Annotated in this window: 17 protein-coding genes; 11 read left to right on the top strand and 6 right to left on the bottom strand. The window is 48.1% G+C overall.

All coding sequences use genetic code 11. The annotated features are described in order from the left end of the window. Positions 1 to 119: 119 nt before the first annotated feature. From K1Y79_RS00540 to K1Y79_RS00500, 9 genes are all read left to right on the top strand, one after another. Entirely contained in the window at positions 120 to 3,086 is a 2,967-nt protein-coding gene (locus K1Y79_RS00540) for a SusC/RagA family TonB-linked outer membrane protein (protein WP_220248044.1), read from the top strand. Between the two features lie 19 nt (positions 3,087 to 3,105). Beyond that, positions 3,106 to 4,698, top strand: coding sequence for a RagB/SusD family nutrient uptake outer membrane protein (locus tag K1Y79_RS00535; RefSeq protein WP_220248043.1), 1,593 nt, complete (start codon positions 3,106 to 3,108; stop codon positions 4,696 to 4,698). A gap of 43 nt (positions 4,699 to 4,741) precedes the next feature. Further along, on the top strand, positions 4,742 to 5,779 hold the full coding sequence (locus K1Y79_RS00530; protein ID WP_220248042.1) for a SusE domain-containing protein: 1,038 nt from the start codon (positions 4,742 to 4,744) through the stop codon (positions 5,777 to 5,779). 67 nt (positions 5,780 to 5,846) lie between these two features. Beyond that, on the top strand, positions 5,847 to 7,706 hold the full coding sequence (locus K1Y79_RS00525; RefSeq protein ID WP_220248041.1) for a glycoside hydrolase family 13 protein: 1,860 nt from the start codon (positions 5,847 to 5,849) through the stop codon (positions 7,704 to 7,706). A gap of 30 nt (positions 7,707 to 7,736) precedes the next feature. After that, complete coding sequence (pgmB, locus tag K1Y79_RS00520) at positions 7,737 to 8,396, top strand: beta-phosphoglucomutase (RefSeq protein WP_220248040.1); 660 nt, start codon at positions 7,737 to 7,739, stop codon at positions 8,394 to 8,396. 44 nt (positions 8,397 to 8,440) lie between these two features. Then, positions 8,441 to 10,765: a glycoside hydrolase family 65 protein gene (locus tag K1Y79_RS00515; protein ID WP_220248039.1), complete on the top strand. Its 2,325-nt coding sequence runs from the start codon at positions 8,441 to 8,443 to the stop codon at positions 10,763 to 10,765. A 12-nt stretch (positions 10,766 to 10,777) separates the two neighbouring features. Then, positions 10,778 to 12,151 (top strand): MFS transporter, encoded by a 1,374-nt coding sequence (locus K1Y79_RS00510; RefSeq protein ID WP_220248038.1) that lies wholly within the window; start codon positions 10,778 to 10,780, stop codon positions 12,149 to 12,151. A gap of 463 nt (positions 12,152 to 12,614) precedes the next feature. Then, positions 12,615 to 14,303, top strand: coding sequence for an arylsulfatase (locus K1Y79_RS00505; protein ID WP_220248037.1), 1,689 nt, complete (start codon positions 12,615 to 12,617; stop codon positions 14,301 to 14,303). An 87-nt stretch (positions 14,304 to 14,390) separates the two neighbouring features. Beyond that, positions 14,391 to 15,269 (top strand): SDR family oxidoreductase, encoded by an 879-nt coding sequence (locus tag K1Y79_RS00500; protein ID WP_220248036.1) that lies wholly within the window; start codon positions 14,391 to 14,393, stop codon positions 15,267 to 15,269. Between the two features lie 3 nt (positions 15,270 to 15,272). On the opposite strand, the gene K1Y79_RS00495 is transcribed toward K1Y79_RS00500, so the two are convergent. Together K1Y79_RS00495 and K1Y79_RS00490 are read right to left on the bottom strand one after the other, a co-directional pair. Then, positions 15,273 to 15,548, bottom strand: coding sequence for a hypothetical protein (locus K1Y79_RS00495; RefSeq protein WP_220248035.1), 276 nt, complete (start codon positions 15,546 to 15,548; stop codon positions 15,273 to 15,275). 112 nt (positions 15,549 to 15,660) lie between these two features. Next, positions 15,661 to 17,298, bottom strand: a complete 1,638-nt coding sequence (locus tag K1Y79_RS00490; RefSeq protein WP_220248034.1) for a carboxylesterase/lipase family protein — start codon at positions 17,296 to 17,298, stop codon at positions 15,661 to 15,663. Positions 17,299 to 17,418: 120 nt separating this feature from the next. On the opposite strand from K1Y79_RS00490, the gene K1Y79_RS00485 reads away from it, so the two are divergent. Both K1Y79_RS00485 and K1Y79_RS00480 read left to right on the top strand, forming a co-directional pair. After that, complete coding sequence (locus K1Y79_RS00485; protein WP_220248033.1) at positions 17,419 to 17,970, top strand: gluconate 2-dehydrogenase subunit 3 family protein; 552 nt, start codon at positions 17,419 to 17,421, stop codon at positions 17,968 to 17,970. An 11-nt stretch (positions 17,971 to 17,981) separates the two neighbouring features. After that, a complete protein-coding gene (locus K1Y79_RS00480; protein WP_220248032.1) occupies positions 17,982 to 19,691 on the top strand; it encodes a GMC oxidoreductase in 1,710 nt (569 codons plus the stop codon). A 67-nt stretch (positions 19,692 to 19,758) separates the two neighbouring features. On the opposite strand, the gene K1Y79_RS00475 is transcribed toward K1Y79_RS00480, so the two are convergent. The 4 genes from K1Y79_RS00475 to K1Y79_RS00460 form a co-directional block, all read right to left on the bottom strand. Continuing rightward, on the bottom strand, positions 19,759 to 20,730 hold the full coding sequence (locus tag K1Y79_RS00475; RefSeq protein ID WP_220248031.1) for a hypothetical protein: 972 nt from the start codon (positions 20,728 to 20,730) through the stop codon (positions 19,759 to 19,761). Between the two features lie 86 nt (positions 20,731 to 20,816). Next, on the bottom strand, positions 20,817 to 21,857 hold the full coding sequence (locus K1Y79_RS00470; RefSeq protein WP_220248030.1) for a hypothetical protein: 1,041 nt from the start codon (positions 21,855 to 21,857) through the stop codon (positions 20,817 to 20,819). A gap of 65 nt (positions 21,858 to 21,922) precedes the next feature. After that, complete coding sequence (locus tag K1Y79_RS00465; protein ID WP_220248029.1) at positions 21,923 to 22,330, bottom strand: hypothetical protein; 408 nt, start codon at positions 22,328 to 22,330, stop codon at positions 21,923 to 21,925. A gap of 11 nt (positions 22,331 to 22,341) precedes the next feature. Then, a complete protein-coding gene (locus tag K1Y79_RS00460) occupies positions 22,342 to 23,115 on the bottom strand; it encodes a DUF899 domain-containing protein (RefSeq protein WP_220248028.1) in 774 nt (257 codons plus the stop codon). Positions 23,116 to 23,219 lie beyond the last annotated feature (104 nt).

The following is a 23,219-nucleotide window of genomic DNA, read 5'->3' as shown; positions in this document are numbered from 1 at the left end:
CCATGTTTAAAACGAAAACAAAGTATTGTCAATTGAATCCGAAAGGATTTGAAAGGGGGGACTTTTTGCCCAGAAAGTATCTGAATTGAACTTATTGTGAAACTATTAATTAACGTTAAATGAAAAAAACACGCTTTGCCCGGTATGCATTTCTGCTGTGCTTTGTGTTAATCTCCCTGTTTACCTATGCACAGTCAGGTAGTATTAGTGGGAAGGTGACAGATGATGCAGGACAGCCAATTCCCGGCGCTACCGTCTTCGTCAAAGGAACCAGCCGTAACGCCACTACAGATGGAGAAGGTAAATTCACCGTTACCGGTGTTACTTCCGGCAACATCGTACTGGTTGCCCGCATCCTGGGATATGAAACATTTGAGATGCCTGTTAGTGCAGGCGACAACACATCTCCCGTTACCTTTCAGCTGAAAGCTGACACCAAAGGTCTGAACGAGATAGTAGTAGTAGGTTATGGTACGCAGAAAAAGAGCGACCTGACCGGAGCTATTGCAGTTGTTTCTTCCAAAGATTTTAATAAAGGCCCTATCAGTTCCGCTGATCAGCTGATTACCGGTAAAGTGCCTGGTGTGCAGATCACCTCTAACGGCGGCGCACCTGGCGCAGGTAGTACGATCCGCGTACGTGGTGGTGCATCACTGAATGCAACGAATGATCCACTGATCATCATTGATGGCGTACCGGTTGATAACAATAATATCAGCGGCGCTTCCAATGCACTGGCATTGATCAACCCTAATGATATTGAATCATTCAACGTACTGAAAGATGCATCTGCTACTGCAATCTACGGTTCCCGTGCATCCAATGGTGTAATCATCATCACTACCAAGAAAGGACGTCTGGGTGAAAAGCTGAACGTATCTTTCAGCTCAACTAACGCTATATCCAAAGTGACCAGCTATTCTCCGGTGCTGACTGGTTCCCAGTTTGCTGACGTAGTAAAAGCAAATGGTACGCCTGCACAGATTGCACTGCTGGGCAATGATGCTACCGACTGGCAGAAGCAGATCTATCAATCTGCCTTCAGTACAGATAACAACCTCGCACTAAGCGGTTCCTGGAAGAAATTACCTTACCGTATATCAGTAGGTCACCTTAATCAGGATGGTATTGTGAAGACTTCCAACCTGAAAAGGAACTCTGCCTCTATCAACCTCTCGCCAAGTCTGTTAGACGATCACCTGAAGATTAATATGAACGTCAAAGGCTCTATTGCCGACTATCGTTTTGCAGATCCGGGAGCAATCAATGCTGCAGTAGCGTTCGATCCTACGAAGCCTGTACGCACTGGCAACGACGAAGAGTTTGGAGGTTACTACGAGTGGAAGTACAATGATAAACTGTACGACCTCGGTACTAAAAACCCACTGGCAATGCTGGAGCAGAAAATGGATAACTCTGAAGTGAAAAGAAGCATTGGTAACATCCAGTTTGACTATAAGTTTCATTTCCTGCCAGAACTGCGCGCTAACCTGAATCTGGGTTACGACTATCAGAAAGGTAATGGTACTGTGAATATTCCGAAGTACGCAGCCCTGGCATTTTACAATGGTACCGGCGGTTCCTACAGAAGCTATTCTCAGGAAATGAAGAACAAACTGATGGACTTCTACCTGAACTATGCAAAAGACCTGAAAGGCATCAAAAGCCGTATTGACGTAATGGCGGGATACTCCTACCAGGACTTCATCAGCGCTACTCCTGGTTTCCCGACGCTGGACGAATCAGGCGATACTACTACTGCTGCCAGTAACTATAGCGAAGCGCAGCATACACTGGTATCTTTCTTCGGTCGTTTAAACTACACTTTCAACGAGAAATACCTGCTGACTTTCACCATGCGTCGTGATGGTACTTCCCGTTTCCGCCAGCATTGGGGTAACTTCCCTTCTGTAGCTTTTGCATGGAGATTGAAAGATGAGAGTTTCCTCAAAACATCCAAAACAGTATCTGACTTGAAACTGAGACTTGGCTACGGTGTAACCGGTCAGGAAAACATCGGTGTAGGTAAAGAATATGCCGCCCTGTCACGCTACACTTACGGAGATGCCAACTCTTCCTACCAACTGGGAGATGCATTCTACAAGACGCTGCGCGCAGCAGGTTACGACCAGAACATCAAATGGGAGCAGACTGCCACCTACAACGTCGCATTGGACTACGGCTTCCTGGACAACAGGATCTCTGGTAGCGTAGACTTCTACTACAAGAAAACTACCGATCTGCTGGCAGATGTTACCGCTCCAACCGGTACTAACCTGACCAACACACTGTATACAAACATCGGCAGCTTGGAAAACAGAGGGGTGGAGTTTATCATCAATGCAGTGCCTATCGAGACAAAAGACTTCCGCTGGAATGCAGGGTTTAACGTAACATACAACAAAAACAAGATCCTGTCTTTGTCCAAAGCACAGTCTGATAGTTCTGTAGGCATCGCTACCGGCGGCATCACAGGCGGTACGGGTAACACTATCCAGATCAACACTGCCGGCCATCAGATCAACTCCTTCTATGTATACAAACAGATCTATGATAAGGCTGGTAATCCGATAGAGGGACTTTATGAAGATACGAATGGCGACGGTGCAGTAACTGCGGATGATAAATATCGTTATAAGTCTTCCAACCCAGTAGTATACCTCAACTTCAATTCCCAGTTTAATTACAGGAAGTGGAGCCTTGGTTTCAGTGTACGTAGCAACATCGGTAACTACATCTATAACAACCAGGCATCCAACAACGGTGCTTATAAAACTTTCCAGAACAGTAACTACCTGGCTAACCTGTCTACCAGCGTGCTGAAAACAAGGTTCAGAAATACACAGTACTGGTCTGATTATTATGTCGAAAATGGCTCATTCCTGCGTATGGACTACCTGAACCTGGGTTATGACTTCGGCAGAATCGTGAACAAGAAAGTAGGTCTGCGTGCCAACTTCAACGTTCAGAACGTATTTGTAATCACCAAATACAGTGGCCAGGACCCTGAAGTATTCAGCGGTATCGACGATAAGTTCTACCCTCGTCCGCGTGTATATTCTTTAGGTGTTAACCTTGATTTTTAATTAACAAACAGGAAACGTTATGACTAAGAAATTCATATATCAGGTGGTACTGGCAGGAGCGATGGCGTGCGGACTGGCTTCCTGTACCAAAGATCTGGACCGTACTCCTATCACAGAGGCAACATCTGCCAGTGTGTACAGGGACTTTTCAAACTATAAAGGCATACTCGCTAAATTATACGGAGGCTTTTCAGTAACAGGGCAGCAAGGACCTTCAGGTAACCCTGATATCAGTGGTATCGATGAAGGTACTTCCAGCTATATCCGGGGGTACTTTCAGATGCAGGAACTGCCTACTGACGAGGCAGTGATCGGATGGAACGATGGTACCCTGCAGGACTTCCACCAGATGGACTGGACGCCAGATGATAACTTTATCAGCGCAATGTTTGCCCGTCTCTTCTACCAGATAGCACAGTGTAATGAGTTTATCAGGCAGACTTCTGACGATAAACTTGGTAGCAACGGCATTGCTGAGAAGGACCAGGAAACAGCCAGAACCTTCCGCGCAGAAGCCCGCTTTCTTCGTGCCTTATCTTACTATCACGCAATGGACCTCTTTGGAAGTGTACCTTTTGTGACTGACAGTAATGAAGTAGCCTTCTATTATCCTGACCAGATATCCCGCGCTGACTTGTTTGCCTACATTGAGCGTGAACTGAAAGATATAGAAAGCAGTATGCCTGAAGCACGTAGTAATGAATACGGTCGTGCTGATAGAGCATGCGTATGGGCGCTGTTAGCCAAAATGTACCTCAATGCTGAAGTATATACCGGTACCGGTCGTTATACTGACGCGGTAACTTATAGCAGTCAGGTGATCAACTCCGGCTACGGACTTGTAACCAGCTATGCAAACATGTTTAAGGCAGATAACAATGTGACTTCTCAGAACGAGTTTCTGCTGACAGCTAACTTTGATGGGTTGCGTACACAAACCTATGGTGGTACTACCTACCTGGTACATGCCGCAATAGGTGGTAACATGGATGCTGCTGCATTTGGCGTAAACGGTGGCTGGGGAGGTTTACGCACTACCAGTGCTTTTGTAAACCTGTTCACAGATCTTACCGGCGCTACAGATAAACGTGCTATGTTCCATACGGAAGGCCAGAACCGTGAGATCGTTGACCTGGGTACCTTCACTGACGGCTATGCTATTACCAAATGGTCAAACAAAACATCTACCGGCAAAGACGGTTCCAACGGCACCTTTGTGGATGTAGACTTTCCGCTGATGCGTGTAGCTGAAATGTACCTAACCTATGCAGAAGCGGTATTACGTGGTGGTACCGGCGGTAGCGCGGCAACTGCGCTGGAATACATCAATGATCTGCGTGGACGTGCCTATGGCAATGCCAGTGGTAACATCACTGCCGGTCAGCTGGATCTGCGCTTCATCCTGGATGAAAGAGGCCGCGAACTATACTGGGAAGGTCACCGCAGAACAGACCTGATCCGCTATGGCCTGTTTACAGGAAGTGGATACGTATGGCCATTCAAAGGCGGTGTTGCAGCAGGCGTAGCGGTAGGAGACTTCCGTACCATATATCCTATACCAACTACTGCGAGGGTAGCCAATCCTAACCTGGTACAGAACAAAGGTTATTAATTTCGGGAAAAGCATTTAACCACTATATCAAAACACTTGCATCATGAATGCCTGGTTGAATAAAATAATCGCAGGAAGTTTATGTGTGATGGCTTTCGCCTCCTGCGAAAAACAGGACAGCTTCACTCAGGTGAAGACAGGTACTACACCTACCTTCTCTGCAACAGCTACTGAATTTGTCTTTACTGCCGCTGACGCGGATAAAGAAGCAGTTACCTATAAGTGGACGGCCTCCCAGGACTGGGGCTACAGGGCTGTTGTTAATTACGCGCTCGAAGTAGATCAGAAGGGAAATGGTTTCAGAAATGCAGCAGAGATATTCAATGCCAATAACGGATTGAGCAGAACCTTTACTGTTGCCGCCCTGAATCAGGCGATCAATAACCTGGGGCTTGCTGCCGGCCGCCAGCACGAGCTGGTCATCCGTATCAAAGCTGCTGTTGATACTGCCGCAGACAAAGTATACTCTGACAGTGTACTGCTGACGGTAACTCCTTACTATGTACCCAAGGTATACCCGTCTATCTATGTGCCTGGCGGATACCAGGGATGGTCTTTCGATGATCCGCGCCTGGGTACACTGGCGTCAGTCAATAACGACAAGAAGTACGAAGGTTTCCTGAACTTCCCGGATGCTAATACTGAATTTAAGATCACGCCGATGAAAGGATGGGATACCAACTATGGCGACGGTGGTGGTGGTACCCTGGTTAGTAATGGTGGTAATCTCAAAGCTGCGGAAGCCGGATATTACAAGCTGACTGCTGACCTGAATACCCTGACCTGGACCTTAACGCGTACCACCTGGAGTATCAACGGCAGCGCTGTCGGTGGTGCTGATAAAGCCCTGACCTTTGACGCAACAACAAAGAAGTGGAGTATCACTACGCCGTTGCAGGCGGGTAGCTTCTACTTCAGAGCTAACAACGCAAATACCATCAGCCTGAGTGATGATGACAATAACGGTGTGCTGACTGCCGGTAACGCCGGTGCCATTAACATCGCTACAGCCGGTACTTATACCATTACGATGGACCTGAGTAACGCCGGCAACTATATCTACACTTTAAGTGTACAATAAGGAATCATATTACCAGCAACCCGGTGACATTGCCGGGTTGCTGTTCTTCACCCATAGATAAATAAGCATGTTACAGACGAGAAGATTGTTATTGACTGGTATCCTGGTATTCACTACTGCACTCAGCACACTGGCACAACTACCCAGGCTCGAAAGAGTGGAACCCGCCTTCTGGTGGACGGGTATGCACGAGCCGTTCCTGCAGCTGATCGTTCACGGCGATAAGATCGCTGAAAAAGAAGTGTCACTTACCTACCCGGGCGTGACATTGCAGGAAGTACATAAAGTGGAGAATCCTAATTACCTGTTTGTCGATATCAATATCTCTGCTGCCGCTAATCCGGGAACGTTCCCAATCAGGTTCACGAAGAAAGGACAGAAGGATATTGTCTATAACTATGAACTGAAGAAAAGAGAAGGCGGCATAAAAGCGCAAGGTGTAAACAGCAGCGATTTCGTATACCTGATTATGCCCGATCGCTTCGCCAACGGCGACAAAAACAATGACGTTGTTAAAGGCATGCAGGAAACCTCATTGAACAGAGATTCCATGTATAAACGTCATGGCGGCGATATACAGGGTATCATTGATCACCTGGGTTACCTGCAGGACATGGGCGTAACGGCATTGTGGATGACGCCACTGGTCACCAACGATCAGCCGGCAGCTTCTTACCATGGGTATGCGGCTACAGAGAATTACCGCATAGACCCCCGCTTCGGCTCTAATGAGCTGTATAAGGTGCTGGCTGACAGTCTGCATAAAAGAGGCATGAAGCTGATTCAGGACCTGGTGCACAATCATATAGGCAGCCAGCACTGGACGATGAAGGATCTGCCTATGAAGAACTGGATACATCAGTGGCCTGCCTTTACCCGCTCCAGCTTCCGCGCAGCTCCACTTATGGACCCGTATGCAGCGCCATCAGATCAGAAGATCATGACCGAGGGATGGTTTGATGTACACATGCCTGACCTGGATCAGAAGAATCCATATGTACGCAGGTATTTCACACAAAGCCATATCTGGTGGATCGAGTATGCCGGCGTAGATGGCTTCCGACTGGACACTTACCCCTACAATGATGCTGATTTCATGGCGGAATGGGGGAAAGCTATTAAAGCAGCCTATCCGGAATTTACCTACTTCGGAGAAGTATGGGTACGCAGTGGTCCGGAGCAGGTATTCTTTACCCAGGGCAACACCGTGAACAGAGGCTTCGATACACAGCTGGCGGGTATCACAGACTTCCAGAGTCTCTGGGCTATTGCCGGTGCCCTGAATGAAAAGCCAGGATGGGATGAAGGCGCTGTAAGGCTGTATGCTACCCTCGTTCAGGACTATCAGTACCAGGATCCGATGCGTAATGTTGTCTTCCTGGATAACCATGACCTGAGCCGCTTCTACTCCGTAGTAAAGGAAAATAAGCAGAAATATAAAGCTGCCCTCGCGTGGCTGCTTACTACCCGTGGGATCCCACAGTTGTACTATGGCGCGGAGATCGGCATGAAGAACTTCAGCGCTCCTGATGGTCTGGTACGTGAAGACTTCCAGGGCGGATGGGCTGGCGACGCAAAGAATAAATTTACTGCTGCCGGACGTGATGCAGCAGAGAATGAACTATTTGACTATGTCCGCACAATTGCTACCTACAGAAAGCAGCATCCGGTACTGCAAACCGGTAAACTGATGCAATATGTGCCCCTGGATAATGTGTATACCTACTTCCGGTATAACGCTGATAACACCGTGATGATCGTGCTTAATCCTAATGAAAAGGAAGTAGCGGTATCTCCCGCGCGCTTTACTGAGAGAGTAGCCGGCTTCACGCAGGCGAAAGACATAGTGACCGGCAAGACCTGGCCGCTGAGCGACAGTCTGCGTATTCCTGCCGAGTCAACGCAGATACTGGAACTGCTGAAATAAATTATTTATCACAAGATTTTATCTGAATATATGCAAGTATTTGAAGCATGCATCTTTGACCTGGATGGGGTGATCGTGGATACCGCTGTCTACCATTTCAAAGCCTGGAAAAGACTGGCCAATGAGTTAGGATTCAATTTCACCGAAGCGCAGAATGAGAAGCTAAAAGGAATCAGCAGAGTGAAATCACTGGAGCTGATCCTGGAGTGGGGCGGTATTGAGAAGACGGCCGAAGAACAACAGGTACTGGCTACCCGTAAGAATGACTGGTATGTTGAAATGATCAACCATATGACGCCGGAAGAAATTCTGCCGGGTACTAAAGAACTACTGGAAAGCCTGAGAGCGGCCGGTATCAGAACCGCCCTGGGATCTGCCAGCAAGAATGCTACCGTCATACTCGAAAAGGTAGGCATCCTGCCTTTGTTTGAAGTACTGGTAGATGGGAATACTGTTACAGCTTCCAAGCCCGATCCTGAAGTATTCCTGAAAGGTGCAGAAGCCTTGCAGATATCACCAGAGAAGTGTATCGTATTTGAAGATGCGATTGCGGGGGTACAGGCAGCACAGGCGGCCAATATGAAGGTTGTCGGATTGGGAGAGCAGGACGTACTTGGTGCGGCAGACCTGGTAGTGAGCAGCCTGGAGCAGATCAATATGCAAACACTGACCAACTTATACTCAAAATAAACAATACCGATTGCATTTCGCAAAAGGTGCCATTCATCAGCGTCATGAAGCAATACATAAAAGTAGACGGGTGGAACATTATCGAAGAAGGTTTTGTACCCCATTATAATAAAATATCCGAGAGCATCTTCAGCCTCGGTAACGGCCGCATGGGCCAACGCGCCAACTTTGAAGAAACCTATTCCGGAGAAACATTACAGGGGAACTACGTAGCAGGTGTATACTACCCTGACAAGACCCGTGTGGGCTGGTGGAAGAATGGTTATCCGGAATACTTTGCCAAAGTACTGAATGCCGCCAACTGGATAGGTATCGGCCTTCGTATTGATGGGGAAGTGCTGGACCTGCATACGGCGCAGGTGAATGATTTCCGCCGGGTGCTGAATATGCAGGAAGGATATCTGCAAAGGTCTTTCACTGCAACGCTGGCAAGTGGTAAACAGGTCAGGGTGACGGCCACCCGTTTCTGTAGTATTGTGCAGGATGAAACCGGCGCTATCCGGTACAGCATCACCCCGGTGAATTTCAGCGGTGCGCTGGAAGTAACCAGTTCAATCGACGGGGATATTAAAAACCAGGATGCCAACTACGATGAGAAGTTCTGGGAGGAGGTATCAGCCACTGTTCAGCATACCAGCGCTTTCATCACCATGAAAACCAAAAAGACCGGTTTCCAGGTATGTACAGGTATGCAGTTCAACATTCACCAGGAAGGTAAACCACTTCCCTTGCAGGTTACGCCGGTACAACGCGAAAAGTATGTAGGTCTTGTTACTACTGTGCAGGTGAATGAAGGACAGGAGACGATTATCTATAAATACGCTGCCAATCTCTCATCAGAAAATCATGCAATAGCCGCACTGGCCAACAACTGTGAACTGGCAGTAAACAAGGCTGCTGTTAAAGGTTTTGAAGTTATGCTGCAGGAGCAGGCTGCGGCATGGGCCATGAAATGGAAGGAAAGCGATATTATCATTGAAGGAGATCCTGCGGCACAACAGGGCATCCGTTTTAATATCTTCCAGCTTAACCAGACCTACACCGGTGAAGATGCAAGGCTGAATATCGGGCCTAAAGGATTCACAGGTGAGAAATATGGCGGCTCTACCTATTGGGATACGGAAGCTTATTGTATACCTTTCTATCTGGCCACTGCCGAACCACAGGTAGCCCGTAATCTGCTGGTATATCGTTATAAACAGCTGGGTAAGGCCATAGAGAATGCAGCTAAGCTAGGCTTTAATAATGGCGCTGCGCTATACCCGATGGTGACTATGAACGGGGAGGAGTGCCATAATGAGTGGGAGATCACCTTTGAAGAAATACACCGTAACGCTGCCATCGCTTTTGCTATTTATAACTACATTCGCTACACCGGCGATGCTGCCTATCTGGCCGAATATGGCGCAGAGGTACTGATTGGTATCGCCCGCTTCTGGGCGCAGCGCGTGAACTGGAGTGAGGCCCGCAGCCAGTACGTGATGCTGGGTGTAACCGGTCCCAACGAATACGAGAATAACGTTAACAATAACTGGTATACCAATACTATGGCTACCTGGTGCCTGCAATACGCGACAGAAGCCTTAGAGCATGTCAAGGCAACAGCGGCAGACAGGTATGAGGCGATAATCAGACAGACTGCTTTCGATGCCAGTCAGGAGCTGGAAAAGTGGCAGCATGTAATTGATAACATGTACTATCCTGTGGATGAACAACAGGGCGTATTCCTGCAGCAGGACGGTTATATGGACAAAGAACAGATCCTGGTAAAGGACCTGGATCCGGCACAACGGCCGCTGAACCAGAAGTGGAGCTGGGACCGTATCCTGCGTTCCTGCTATATCAAACAGGCAGATGTATTACAGGGGCTGTATTTCCTGGAAGACAGATACGACATGGATACCCTGCGCAGGAACTTTGATTTCTACGAGCCGCGTACCGTACATGAAAGCTCCTTATCACCCTGTGTACACGCTATACTGGCAGCTAAACTGGGTGATGAAAAGCGGGCGCACGAGTTCTATCTCCGTACTTCCCGTCTGGATCTGGATGACTATAACAATGATACGGAAGACGGCCTCCATATTACTTCTATGGCAGGTACATGGATGAGTGTAGTAGAAGGCTTTGCCGGTATGCGTGTAAGGGATGGCCAGTTACAATTTACCCCATTCCTGCCGGGTAAATGGCAGTCATTCGCTTTCAATATACGTTTCCGTGGAAGGATACTGAAGGTGAAGGTCAATCAGCAAGGTGTAAACATTGAAAACGATTCAACGAAAGATATCACCGTGCTGGTATACGGAGAAGCGATAGAAGTACCTGCCGGCAAGACGGTTACAACGAAGCAAGGAAATTTAGTTAACTAAAATATCAATCCCATGAAAGGAATGGCTAAGCCGCGGTTGTCTGCTGCGCGCATATGGAACATGAGCATGGGCTTTTTCGGTATCCAGTTTGGTTTTGCCTTACAGAACGGAAATGCATCCCGTATTTTACAAACCTATGGAGCAGAGGTAGAACACCTGTCACTTTTCTGGCTGGCAGCCCCGCTGACCGGAATGATTGTACAACCGATTATCGGTCACTACAGCGATCGTACCTGGAACCGGCTGGGACGCCGCAGACCATACTTCCTGGTGGGTGCTATAGCAACGGCGCTGGCGCTGATGCTGCTGCCCAATTCTTCTCTGCTGGCAGCGGTATTACCGCCTGTATTGATAGGAGCAGGTATGCTCACTTTAATGGATGCCTCTATCAACGTGGCCATGGAACCCTTCCGGGCATTAGTTGCAGATAACCTGCCCGATGAACAGCGTAGCCAGGGCTTCTCGGCGCAGACATTCCTGATCGGGGCCGGTGCTGTATTAGGCTCTTCTCTGCCTTTCCTGCTGGCAGAATATATGGGAGTATCCAAGACTGCCGCGCCGGGCGTAGTGCCGGATAATGTGATCTATTCATTTTATGTAGGCGCATTGGTACTGCTGGCGACCATCCTCTGGTCCATCGTAACTTCAAAAGAGTATTCTCCGGAGGAGTTTGCCAAATTTAATCCTGAGCAGGCAGCAGAGCAGCATAGCGGCGGATTGAAAACCATCCTGAAGGATTTCTCCCACATGCCATCTGCAATGAAGCAACTGGGACTGGTACAGTTCTGTTCATGGTTTGCACTATTCTCTATGTGGGTATTTACTACGCCCGCAGTAGCGCATCATATCTACAAGGTGGCTCCGCAGGATACCTCTTCTGCACTCTTCGCAGATGCCGGTAATAAGGTCGGTTTCCTGTTCAGTATCTATAGTGCGGTATCGGCTGTGTATGCGTTGGTACTACCCGCTATTGCCCGCAGAACCTCCCGTAAGATAGCACATGCTATCTCTCTTACGGCAGGTGGATTATCCATGATCTCATTTTATTTCATACAAAACCCTGACCTGCTGGTATGGCCTATGATTGGTATCGGGATGGCCTGGGGCAGCATTCTGTCTACGCCATACGCCATTCTATCTGGTGTTATACCCTCACACAAAACGGGTGTTTATATGGGAATATTCAACTTCTTTATCACCTTCCCGCAAATCGTTAACGGCATCTTTGGCGGCATGATCGTAAAACACCTGTTTGCCGGAGAAGCGATCTTTGCCTTGGTCATGGGTGGCGCATTCATGATCATAGCTGCTATAGCGGTATTGAATGTGAAGGATAGAGAAAAGAAAGCTGCAGAACAATTGGTGTCAACTTATGGTGTTGCTTAAGCCAATACGGCCAACACAAATCTAAACGTACTTTATTCGACCAATCAACAATGAATGTCCAGGGGTACGATGCAGCTATAGGCATCGTACCCTCTTAATTGCTGGTAATTATAACCGCCGGATATCTCTCCGGAATTATGTCTTTATGGCAGTTTAACAGTCCCCAATATCCTCCATTTTCACAAAAAAGAGCTGAAAAACCCACTCCATTGCACTGACAGCGCAGTTTTCTGACCTTCCCTTGTTCGTCGCTTGGCCGTCGCTAGTTCGTCGCTTGTTCGTCCACACTTCGTCCTGACTACTCCCTTTTGAAATAGCTATATCGGAACAGTCATTCTGGCATCCGGAGAGCCAGTTATTCTAATGCTATTTTTATCCTGACCAGAGATCCGTGAAGGATAACTATGAAATTCTTCCCCCTTTAACTATTTTGGGTGTCGGACCCATTAAACTGTTCACGATTATGAAACAACTGCTTTTGTTAATCCTGATCTCTATAGCCGCGTTATCCCTGGCAGGTACTACGCCGGCTATTGCTCAACAGAAGAAAGACCAACGGCCTAATATTGTGCTGATCCTGGCAGATGATCTGGGATACTCTGACCTGGGATGCTACGGCGGAGAGATACAGACACCGCATCTTGACAGCCTGGCTGCCGGCGGCATCCGCATGTCCCGTTTTTACAATACCTCCCGTTGTTGCCCCACAAGGGCGTCTTTGCTGACCGGGGTATACAATCATACCGCAGGTATTGGCGAGATGACGGCAGAAAGGAATACGCCGGGATATCATGGCCGGCTGACCAACAACGTAGTCACTATCGCGGAAGTGCTGCAGGCCGCAGGTTATCATACCGGTATGTCAGGCAAATGGCATGTTTCCAATACCATAGAACAGCAGCCGGCAAAGGCACAGATGGATTGGTTAAATCATCAGACAGTACATCCTTACTTTTCGCCGGTAGAACAATACCCGGTTAACCGTGGCTTTGAAAAATACTTCGGCAACATCTGGGGAGTGGTAGATTTCTTTGATCCATTCAGTCTGGTAAGTGGTACAAAACCGGTTGAGCAGGTACCTGCAGGATACTATCATACTGATGCTATTAATGATACCGCTGTCGCCTATATTAAAGCTTTCGCCGGCAGTGAACAGCCGTTCTTTCTGTATGTTGCGCAGACGGCTCCGCACTGGCCTTTACAGGCATTGCCGGAAGATATTGAAAGGTACAAGGATAGTTACAAAAGCGGCTGGGATGTAATCAGAGAGAGACGCTACAGGCGTATGCAACAACTCGGACTGATTGATACGGCTACTGCGCCGTTGTCGCCACGTATAGACAATGAGCTGACGTGGGAGCAGAACCCGGACACTGCCTGGGATGCGAGAGCAATGGCCGTACATGCGGCAATGATTGACAGAATGGATCAGGGTATCGGGCGGATCATCCAGGCATTGAGAGTGACTGGGAAACTGGATAATACACTGGTCATATTCCTCAGTGATAATGGAGCAAGTCCGGAAGACTGTGCGCGTTACGGTCCAGGCTTTGACCGTCCTGACAAAACACGTAATGGACAAAGGATTGTGTATGCTGTCAACAAAGAAGTGATGCCTGGTCCGGAGACCACCTATACTTCCATAGGCCGTAGATGGGCCAATGTAGCCAATACGCCTTTCCGTTACGCCAAAGCCGAGTCATATGAAGGTGGTGTACGCACACCATTCATTGCCTACTGGCCGGCAGGTATCAAAGCCAGGAAAGGCAGTATCAGCCGGCAGCCCGGACATGTAATGGATCTGATGGCAACATTTACAGATATTGCCGGTGCGCGCTATCCAGCTGTTTATAAGGGGCAGCAGATCGTACCCATGCAGGGTATCAGTCTGAAGCCAGTTTTACACAACAAAACGATGCGCGGACATACTATACTATGCAATGAGCATTTCGGAGCGAGATATATCCGTAGCGGACAGTGGAAGATGGTGATGCGGAATGGTGACAAAACATGGCAGCTCTATGATACGGAGAAGGACGAAACCGAACTGAATGATGTGGCGGCGGCGCATCCTGCGATTGTAAAAATGCTGGATGGTGAGTGGGGTAAATGGGCACGTAGCCATCATGTACTACCTAAGCCCGGCAAATAACCTCATTTCGTTTTCGTACAATACCAGGAAAGTGGCTGATGCTACATTTGACATGTCAATGATTGATCAAACAAAAACGCAACTAACATGTCAACACAAACATCAGCAACTATTCTTATTACAGGCGCTACCGGCAGTATTGGCACGGAACTTATCAGGCAGCTGTCTGCACAAGGCATTGCCGTAAACGCAATGGTACGTTCTCCCGATCGTGCAAAGGATCTGGGGCAACTACCTGGCGTGACGCTCGTACAGGGCGACTTCGATGATGCACAATCGTTGAAAGCAGCGCTGAAGGGTATAGAAAAAGCTTTCCTGCTGACCAATTCTTCAGAACAGGCAGAAGCGCAGCAGCTCCGGTTTGTAGCAGCAGCAAAGGCGGCTGGCGTAAAACATCTGGTGAAGCTATCACAGTGGGCGGCACACAGCGATTCTCCCGTAAGATTCTTACGGTATCATGCTGCTGCGGAGGCAGCGATTATAGCATCGGGTATAACCTATACATTTCTTCGACCTAACCTGTTCATGCAGGGACTGCTTGGTTTTAAGGATCCGATCAAAGCTGATAATAGATTCTTTGCCGCGGCAGGCGACGCAAGGATCTCACTGATAGACATCAGGGATATTGCAGCCGTAGCAGCAGTAGTATTAACAACGGATGGGCATGCGAATGCTGTATACGATCTTACGGGACCGGAGTCATTAACTCACACAGCACTGGCAGAGATCTTCTCCGCAGTGTTACAGCGTCATATTACTTTTGTTGATGTGCCGGAGCCTGCTATGAAAGCGGCTTTGTCAGGGGCTGGATTCCCTGAATGGCAGGCAGAAGGTCTTTTGGAAGACTATGCGCACTACCGTCTTAATGAAGCTGCAACCGTGACTACTACAGTGGAGGATGTAACTGGTAAACCAGCCCGTTCATTCGGGCAGTTTGTGGCAGATTATGCCTTCCTTTTTAGTTAAACCTTATGCTTTGCCTCCCTTGAACTGGGGAGGGAACAGCGCAATCTGCTGCCATAAGACATCTGCAATCTGTTTACCTTCCTCGCTCAGTGTCTGGAGGTTATACTGAGGCTCTTCATTGTCATCAGCTTTGATGATATCAAAGTGCTCCGGAAAGGCAGCAACAGATTTAGACAGCGGCTTGATATGATAAACAGTGGCATTCTGCTGTCTTTCAAAAGCTACATCGTACATGTAGTGCTGATCGTTATACGATACGGTGATTTGGCGGGTCATCATATGATACGGTTTATAGTATATGCTGCAACAACCAGACCAGAGCCATTAGCAGGAATCAGGAACTAAGCGGGGAATTACTGCCGTTTCCTTCCTGATTCCTGAGAGGGGATAGTTACTTATATTTTTTGTCCAGGAACAGGTAGCGTTTCCTGTTGTCTTCTTTTTTCATGCCTGACTGCACATCAATGTTCATATATCGTGAATCAGGAGTAACATCCTGTTCCCATTTAGGCAATCCTGTGCCATTCGGATTGCCTGTTTTTACGAAATTGGCGAAGTAGTTCAGCATGGTATTGGAAACAGTGAAGTCGTCCTTTTTCCAGGCGTATACTTTGTTGTGCGGCAGATTACCCATTGCATATTCAATCTCGGCAGCATGCGGCGCACCTTTGAGTGGAGTAGCCTGTTTTGGCTGCGGCGTATTGGTTTTGATGACACCGCCAGCCAGTCCTGCCTGGGCATTACCCATTTTGGGGACCATTTCAGGGCGTGGGCGGGAGAAGATGTAGCGGTATACAGGTTGCTCGCCGGTTGCTTTATGAAGGTCTGCCCATTTCCAGGTGCTGTATACGATGAACCGGTCACTTGCCAGGTCTGTAGCAGATGCAATGACCTGTTCCTGCGTACCACCCGGGTAGAGTTGGAGTACCTCGTCGGTATTGTCAGGGTATAGTTCAGTGATTTTCTTTACATAGTTTTCGGTGGTTGGTTCATCTTTCCAGAGGAGAGCCCTGTAGGGTATTTCGGCGGAGTTCCAGCCAACCAGCAGCGGCACATGGGCCTGTTTACCTGCAGCATAGATATCTACAGGTTTCTCGGGCAATACATAGCCATCTACATTACAGGCTAATGGCGGCATGCCTGGTCCGGAGGCTTTGCGGAGTAACTCCTCTGCCGGAATAGCACGTAAGGCTGCTAATCCGGATACGCCGAGAGCGTTGGCAAACGCAACGCCGTTTTTCTCTGCTTCTTCTTTGCTGACAGGGGCCATAGTCGGGTGGATCATAGCGCCGCTTTCACCGATTGCGCCATGAAGCAGTTCTTTAGACAGTGGCGAGGCCATGAGCGCAGATACGGATATGGAACCGGCAGATTCACCAGCTATGGTGACTCTATCCGGATCGCCGCCGAAGGCAGCAATATTTTTCTTCACCCAGGCAAGCGCAGCCTGCTGATCGAGTAGGGTATAATTGCCAGAGGCGTTGTATGTAGCCTCCTTGGAGAGCTCAGGATGTGCGAGGAGGCCAAATACCCCCAGCCGGTAATTGACAGTGAGTGATACAATTCCTTTTCTTGCCATACTTTCTCCGTCATAACGCGCTTCAGAGCCATCGCCGGCCACCATGCCGCCGCCGTAGAAGTACACCAGTACAGGCAGTTTCTTTTTAGCGGGATTAGCAGGAGCCCACACATTGAGGTACAGGCAATCTTCGCTCATACCATTGGAGCGGAAGCCCATGTCTCCGAAGATATTACCCTGCATGGCGCGAGGGCCGAAACGATCCGCTTTCAGGATAGTATCCCATGCTTTTTCAGGGAGTGGTGCTTTCCAGCGGAGGTCACCGACAGGGGGCTGGGCGAAAGGGATGCCTTTGAAGCTTTTTATACCTGTAGCGGGGGAGATGACACCCTGAATCCGGCCGCTTTCAATCTTAACAACAGGAGAGGCAGCGGCGGCTTTTTTCTGGCCAATGCCCGGTAACCAGCTCAGCTGACCGAGCAGTAGTAGCGGCAAACAGTATGATTTCATAACATGCGTATTATTGTAAAGTAGCAGCGCTCAAGTTACAGCAACGAAAATTAGCAAACAATTAGCTTGGAAATATTAATTATAACGTATACCTTAACTCGGTTATGTAAACAATTACTCATGCTAGTAAACAGAAGAACCGCATTAAAACAGGCCCTGGTTGTCTCTGCCGGTCTGGCACTATTGCCAGCCTGTCTCAGAAAGACGGCCCCGGCTTCTATCACATTAAAGAATATCGCGGTAGACAGTGAGGGAGAGAGCATGCTGGCATTGCTGGCAGATACACTGATTCCTACTACCTCTACGCCGGGAGCAAAGGATGTCAAAGCGCATCTTTTTGCTTTGACTATGGTTGACGATTGCTTCAAAAAAGAAGACCAGCAGCAATGGACAGCCGGCATGAAAGCATTTTCGGAACTGAGTGAAAAGAAAACTGGTAAATCATTTGAGAAAAGTACGCCGGAAGCCAGAGCAGCATTGCTGGGAGAGCTGGAGAAAGCCAAAGCCGAAGACGGCGGTGCCGCTTACTTTTACCATGCCACCAAACGCCTGATCATTCAGGGTTACACCACTTCAGAATATTTTCTTACAAAAGTTCAGGTATATGAGCTTGTTCCCGCTCGCTTCCACGGAAGCATACCTGTTAAACCAGCAAGCAGAAGGACTGCCTAACAGCAATCATTATGGCGAATTTAAATACAAGTGCGCAGGATCGCACGTTTGATGCGATTGTGATAGGATCAGGCATCAGTGGAGGGTGGGCAGCAAAAGAGTTCACAGAAAAAGGGTTGAAAACACTGGTACTGGAAAGAGGAAGAGATGTCAAACACCTGAAAGACTATCCCACTACCAACAAATATCCCTGGGAATTTCAGCACCGCGGACAGATACCTGAAGCCATCAGGCAGGAAGCGCCTGTTGTGAGCCGTTGCTACGCTTTTAAGGAAGATGCCATGCATTTCTTCGTAAAAGATAAAGAGCATCCTTACGAGCAGGATAAACCATTTGACTGGATCCGCGGATACCAGGTAGGAGGTAAATCCCTGCTGTGGGCCAGGCAGACGCAGCGCTGGAGCAACTATGATTTTGAAGGCCCGGCAAGAGATGGCTTTGCGGTAGACTGGCCGATACGCTATGCAGATATTGCACCCTGGTATAGCTACGTGGAGAAGTTTGTCGGCATTTCCGGTAATAAAGACGGAATTGATATTCTGCCTGACGGAGAGTTTCTGCCGCCAATGGAGCTGACTGCCGTAGAGCAATATTTCAAAGGATTTGTTGCAGATAATTATAAAGACCGCCATGTTATATATGGCCGCTGCGCCCATCTTTCTGAGCCGCAGCCAATCCATACCCAGCAGGGCAGGGTACAGTGCCAGAAGAGAAATCTTTGTCAGCGCGGGTGCCCGTTTGGCGGATACTTCAGCAGTAACTCGTCTACATTGCCATGGGCAGAAAAGACGGGCAATCTGACCCTTCGTCCGCATTCAGTAGTACACTCTATCATCTATGATGACAAGAAAGGTAAGGCTACCGGCGTACGCGTGGTGGATGCACAATCCAAAGAAATGATCGAGTACTATGCACGTATCATTTTTGTAAATGCAGCAGCCATCAATTCCAACCTGATACTGCTTAACTCAACATCCAGCCGTTTCCCTAACGGATTAGGTAATGACAGCGGCGTACTGGGTAAATACTTTGCGTTCCATAACTACAGGGCAACCATTTATGCAGACTATGACGGGTTCCCGGATGTGACGACCGAAGGGCGTCGTCCGACAAGCGCCTACATCCCACGCTTCAGGAACGTAAAGAAGCAGGAAACAGACTTCCTGCGCGGATATGCAGCCGGTTTTGATACAGGCCGCCGCAGCTGGCGTAGCAATGACGGATTCGGCACCAGCCTGAAAGATCAGTTGTTCAACGAAGAAACAGGTAACTGGTATGTAGGTTCCCATATGATGGGAGAAACCATCCCGAAAGAAAGCAGTCAGCTCACGCTTGACCAGTCAAAGAAAGATGAATGGGGAATGCCGGTGCTGCACATCAATATTGGTTATGATGATAATGATGAGAAAATGATCAAAGACTTCCATGAGCAGATGGAGGAAATGTATACCAAAGCAGGTTTCAAAAATATCCGTACCGGCGACTCCAAACAAGCGCCCGGACTGGATATACATGAAATGGGCGGCGCGCGTATGGGGCATGATCCGAAGACGTCCGTACTGAATAAATGGAATCAGCTGCATGCAGTCAATAACGTATTTGTGACAGATGGTGCATGTATGACTTCCACTTCCACGCAAAACCCGTCTTTGACCTATATGGCGCTTACAGCCAGGGCGGTGGACTATGCGGTGGGGCAAATGAAGAAAGGCGAAATTTAACGCTGTATATACGTTTAAAAGCGAAAGCCTTCCTGCGCAGGAAGGCTTTCGCTTTTATAGACTGTTATTAGTATGTTTTCAGATCGATCAGCCGGCTTCTTTTGCCTGCTTTGTTGGCTACAAACTGGATCTCAATCTTTGCGCCGGGATGACAGGACTGATTGGGGATATGCATAAGGGAGCCGTCTCCCAGTCTCAAAAAGCTGTTGCGGACGGTCGTCTTGCCACTTCTGACCCTGATGCCTAGTATTTCACTGACAGTAGTCCGGATAATGATCTTGGTATCAGCGTTTCTGGCAAGCCATCGCGCATCTATAATGATCCATAGACTGATCAGCGCTATCGGGCCGGCTGAGAAGGCAAGGGTGAGCGGAAATATGTCACTTTTAAAGCTGGTGAAACAGCCAATGAGCAATGCAATGCCAATTCCGAAAAGAAATAACCATCCCGCCAGTTGGAAATTTTCCTTCACCATCTTGTCCCGGTCTTCCTGATCCAGAGGTACAACCGCTTCTGTTAATGTTGACTGACCATACACAATGTCAAGCAATACATTTTCCTGTGGTTGAAACGCTACATAAGATATCCTGACTGGTATATTAGTTAATGTATTCACGTCTTCTATCGGCCTTTTGTGGCGGAAAAAGGAAGGATGATATCCTTGTCCGCCGGCGATGTAAAAGTCCATCTGGTAGCCCTGAAAATGGTAGCGCAGTACCTGATTGCCGACCAGTTCTACACGTAGCAGGTGGTCGGTAAGTACCTGTTTTAGATTGCCATAAGGCGGATTGTTAAAGAAGTCTTTATTTCTCCGCTTCTTTCGTATCGCAACGATTATAGTGATAATGCCAATCAGCAGAATGGGGCCGGCCAGTGCCATAGCGAATATATCCATGAAAGCAAAAAGGCTGGTCAGCGCGCCCATGACAAACATAATAATGCCAAAGGTAAGGACACCTTGAAGCGTAGCGCCTTCCGGTTGTTTCAGGTCGTTGAGTATCTTCAGTTCCTGTTCTGTTAATAGGGTCGTAGTCTGCATCGTTAATATTGGGCTATACTTAAAAATCGTCGCTGGAAAGATAAAAATTATCTGTTGAAGTTACAACCTATTCATGACAGGTAGTTCTATTGCTTCTTTACTTCCAGTAACAATCCCTTGCTGCCATTACGCCTTACGATATACTGTATAGCGATCTTATCGCCTGCCTGAAATGACTCGTTGTCGAAGGTGATAAGTCCGCCGTCGGCAAGCCGGTAGTAAGGTTCCCGCTTCCAGGATTCGCGTGTACTGACGGTAATGCCCAGTACTTCCGTGATGGTGGTATGTATAACGACCTTGTCGCTGGCTCTTAGAATGGTAATAATTTCCCGCAGTGTTACAGGTACAAAAAAGAGCATAAAGAACGCATAAGCGATAGAAACAAATACACGTGCTACCGTCTCAAATTGAGGTACCAGGAATACGAACAGCAGGATACCTGTTGCGATGCCGGTCATTCTGCCTAATCTGAACAGCAGTTTGTTAGTGAAATACTTTCTGTCTGCCGGCTGCATGGTCACTATCCGTTCTGCATGCAGATATCCGGGGTACTGAGCTTCCAGTAGTATGAATGTGCCTGGTTCGTATTCTACATAGGATAGCCGGACAGGTACGTGGCTGAGGGTAACCGCGTCCTGGATCCACCGCCGGTAACTCATATCATCGGATCTGTTATCCTTTGCAGAAAGGATATGCAGATCCAGGCTATGACCCTGACATTGGTAGCGGATGGTATTGATAGAGGATAGTTCAGCATACAGCAGTGTATCCGTCAATATCTGCTTGGTGCTGCTATAGGCAGGATGGGCCGCATAGTTACCTCGCTTTTTATTTATGCCGATTGTAACTGCGCCAAGGGTGAAGGCAGCTGATGTGAGTACTACCCCTGATTGCAGTAGTGCATCATCATCGAAGCCCGTGAAGAGCAATAAAAAGCCCCCTATCAGTAAGGCAATGCTTACGATAAAAAAGATCCTGATAAGGTATATTCTCCTGGTACGTAGCTGGTATAGAGAATTAATATTTTGTGTTGTCAACGGTGTGTTGGTCTGCATCTCGAATATTGTCCGGTATCGTTCTTCTATATATGATAAGTAGCAGCTGTTGTACCGTAGGATGGTGGTCATCGCAGCAGGCGTATTTCATAGGTGACGATAATTAATGGGTGCGAAGGTAGCGAACTTTTGCTAAATCAGCATAACCACAGCAGGCTATAACCGATCAGTATACCGGCGGTGCTGATGAACAGCCATTTTCTCTGCGGTGAAATGTAGCGAATGAGGGATTCATTGTATAGTAATCGGGCTAAGTGTGTAGCAGCGAGCAGGGACAGTGGTATGATGCCTGCACAGAGCAGGGATATGTGCAGATAACGGGCGCTGGTAACAGATAATCCGATACCGGTACCCAGCGCTAGGTAAGCGGCAAGGCAGAAGGGGCATTTAGGGATGATGGCAAGGAGAAAGGCCGGCAGTAGTGGTTTGACAAACCGGATAACTCTCCGGAAGATATTTCCGGTAGGTGTTGAACGCGGTTGCTGAGTAGTATTGCAGGGAGCACCCGTAGTCGGGCGCTCTCCGCAACAATGATATGTACCCATGCTATAGAAGTTTAGTGACTGCAGCAGCTATGTGCTTCAGGGGCCTGATGCTGATATTTATCGTGATGCTTTACCCAGTCTGTCAGATTACCTTCTCCGTCTTTTTCATTCCGGCCTTTCGGCGTCATATCCAACATGTTATAGGTGCCGAGTACAGTTTCTGCACCACGGCCGTAGGTGGAGTAGGTATGGTAGATATCGCCGTGTTCGTCTTTGTAAAAGACACTCATTCCGGGAAGTTCCTTTTCAGATACCGGCACATTTTCGTAATTATACATCATCTCATTGCGGGCAATATCTTCCTCTGTCGCAGAGACATGGTAGTCGAAATTAAAGTCAGTATTAAAGGAGGAGACCCATTTGAATGACCAGCCCATACGTTCTCTGAAAGGAACGATTTCCTTGTAGGGAGCGCGGGAAATGGCCACATAAGACACGTCATGGTTGAGCAGGTGCACCAGTCCGCTGTCCACATTATCTGCCATAAAGGAACAGCCTACGCAGCCTTCTTTCCAGCCGGGTGCCATCATAAAGTGCTGTACGATCAGCTGACTGCGGCCTTCAAACAGCTCTGATAAGGATACGGGGCCATCTGCACCTTCAAAAATGTAGACTTTGTCTACTTTCTGCCAGGGAAGATCGCGGCGTAATTTGCTTAATTCATCGCGGAGGCGGGTTAATTCTTTCTCTTTTTTTAACAGGTCCGTGCGGGCTTTGATCCATTCGGCTTCATCAACGACAGGGTGTTCCATTTCAACAGTCTGATCATTATTGTAAGCTTTCATGTCATGGAGGTTTAGTGTATTACAAATGTCTGCCAGTATCCGCAATACCCGGCAGTGCATACCTGCCAAAGTAAGGGGGTATTTGAGACATAAATACAACAAAA

Origin of the sequence: Chitinophaga rhizophila (genome assembly GCF_019492185.1) — a bacterium.
GTDB lineage: Bacteria > Bacteroidota > Bacteroidia > Chitinophagales > Chitinophagaceae > Chitinophaga > Chitinophaga rhizophila.
The sequence above is the reverse complement of the archived record's forward strand: the minus strand, read 5'-3'. Positions and strand labels throughout refer to the sequence as shown.

Excerpts from the sequence above, each read along its gene's own strand:
- K1Y79_RS00485 (WP_220248033.1), top strand. The coding sequence starts at position 17,419 with ATGCTAGTAAACAGAAGAACCGCATTAAAACAGGCCCTGGTTGTCTCT.
- K1Y79_RS00505 (WP_220248037.1), top strand. The coding sequence starts at position 12,615 with ATGAAACAACTGCTTTTGTTAATCCTGATCTCTATAGCCGCGTTATCC.
- K1Y79_RS00475 (WP_220248031.1), bottom strand. The coding sequence starts at position 20,730 with ATGCAGACTACGACCCTATTAACAGAACAGGAACTGAAGATACTCAAC.
- K1Y79_RS00495 (WP_220248035.1), bottom strand. The coding sequence starts at position 15,548 with ATGATGACCCGCCAAATCACCGTATCGTATAACGATCAGCACTACATG.
- K1Y79_RS00540 (WP_220248044.1), top strand. The coding sequence starts at position 120 with ATGAAAAAAACACGCTTTGCCCGGTATGCATTTCTGCTGTGCTTTGTG.
- K1Y79_RS00490 (WP_220248034.1), bottom strand. The coding sequence starts at position 17,298 with ATGAAATCATACTGTTTGCCGCTACTACTGCTCGGTCAGCTGAGCTGG.
- K1Y79_RS00500 (WP_220248036.1), top strand. The coding sequence starts at position 14,391 with ATGTCAACACAAACATCAGCAACTATTCTTATTACAGGCGCTACCGGC.
- K1Y79_RS00515 (WP_220248039.1), top strand. The coding sequence starts at position 8,441 with ATGAAGCAATACATAAAAGTAGACGGGTGGAACATTATCGAAGAAGGT.
- pgmB (WP_220248040.1), top strand. The coding sequence starts at position 7,737 with ATGCAAGTATTTGAAGCATGCATCTTTGACCTGGATGGGGTGATCGTG.
- K1Y79_RS00480 (WP_220248032.1), top strand. The coding sequence starts at position 17,982 with ATGGCGAATTTAAATACAAGTGCGCAGGATCGCACGTTTGATGCGATT.
- K1Y79_RS00535 (WP_220248043.1), top strand. The coding sequence starts at position 3,106 with ATGACTAAGAAATTCATATATCAGGTGGTACTGGCAGGAGCGATGGCG.
- K1Y79_RS00510 (WP_220248038.1), top strand. The coding sequence starts at position 10,778 with ATGAAAGGAATGGCTAAGCCGCGGTTGTCTGCTGCGCGCATATGGAAC.
- K1Y79_RS00530 (WP_220248042.1), top strand. The coding sequence starts at position 4,742 with ATGAATGCCTGGTTGAATAAAATAATCGCAGGAAGTTTATGTGTGATG.
- K1Y79_RS00465 (WP_220248029.1), bottom strand. The coding sequence starts at position 22,330 with ATGGGTACATATCATTGTTGCGGAGAGCGCCCGACTACGGGTGCTCCC.
- K1Y79_RS00470 (WP_220248030.1), bottom strand. The coding sequence starts at position 21,857 with ATGACCACCATCCTACGGTACAACAGCTGCTACTTATCATATATAGAA.
- K1Y79_RS00525 (WP_220248041.1), top strand. The coding sequence starts at position 5,847 with ATGTTACAGACGAGAAGATTGTTATTGACTGGTATCCTGGTATTCACT.
- K1Y79_RS00460 (WP_220248028.1), bottom strand. The coding sequence starts at position 23,115 with ATGAAAGCTTACAATAATGATCAGACTGTTGAAATGGAACACCCTGTC.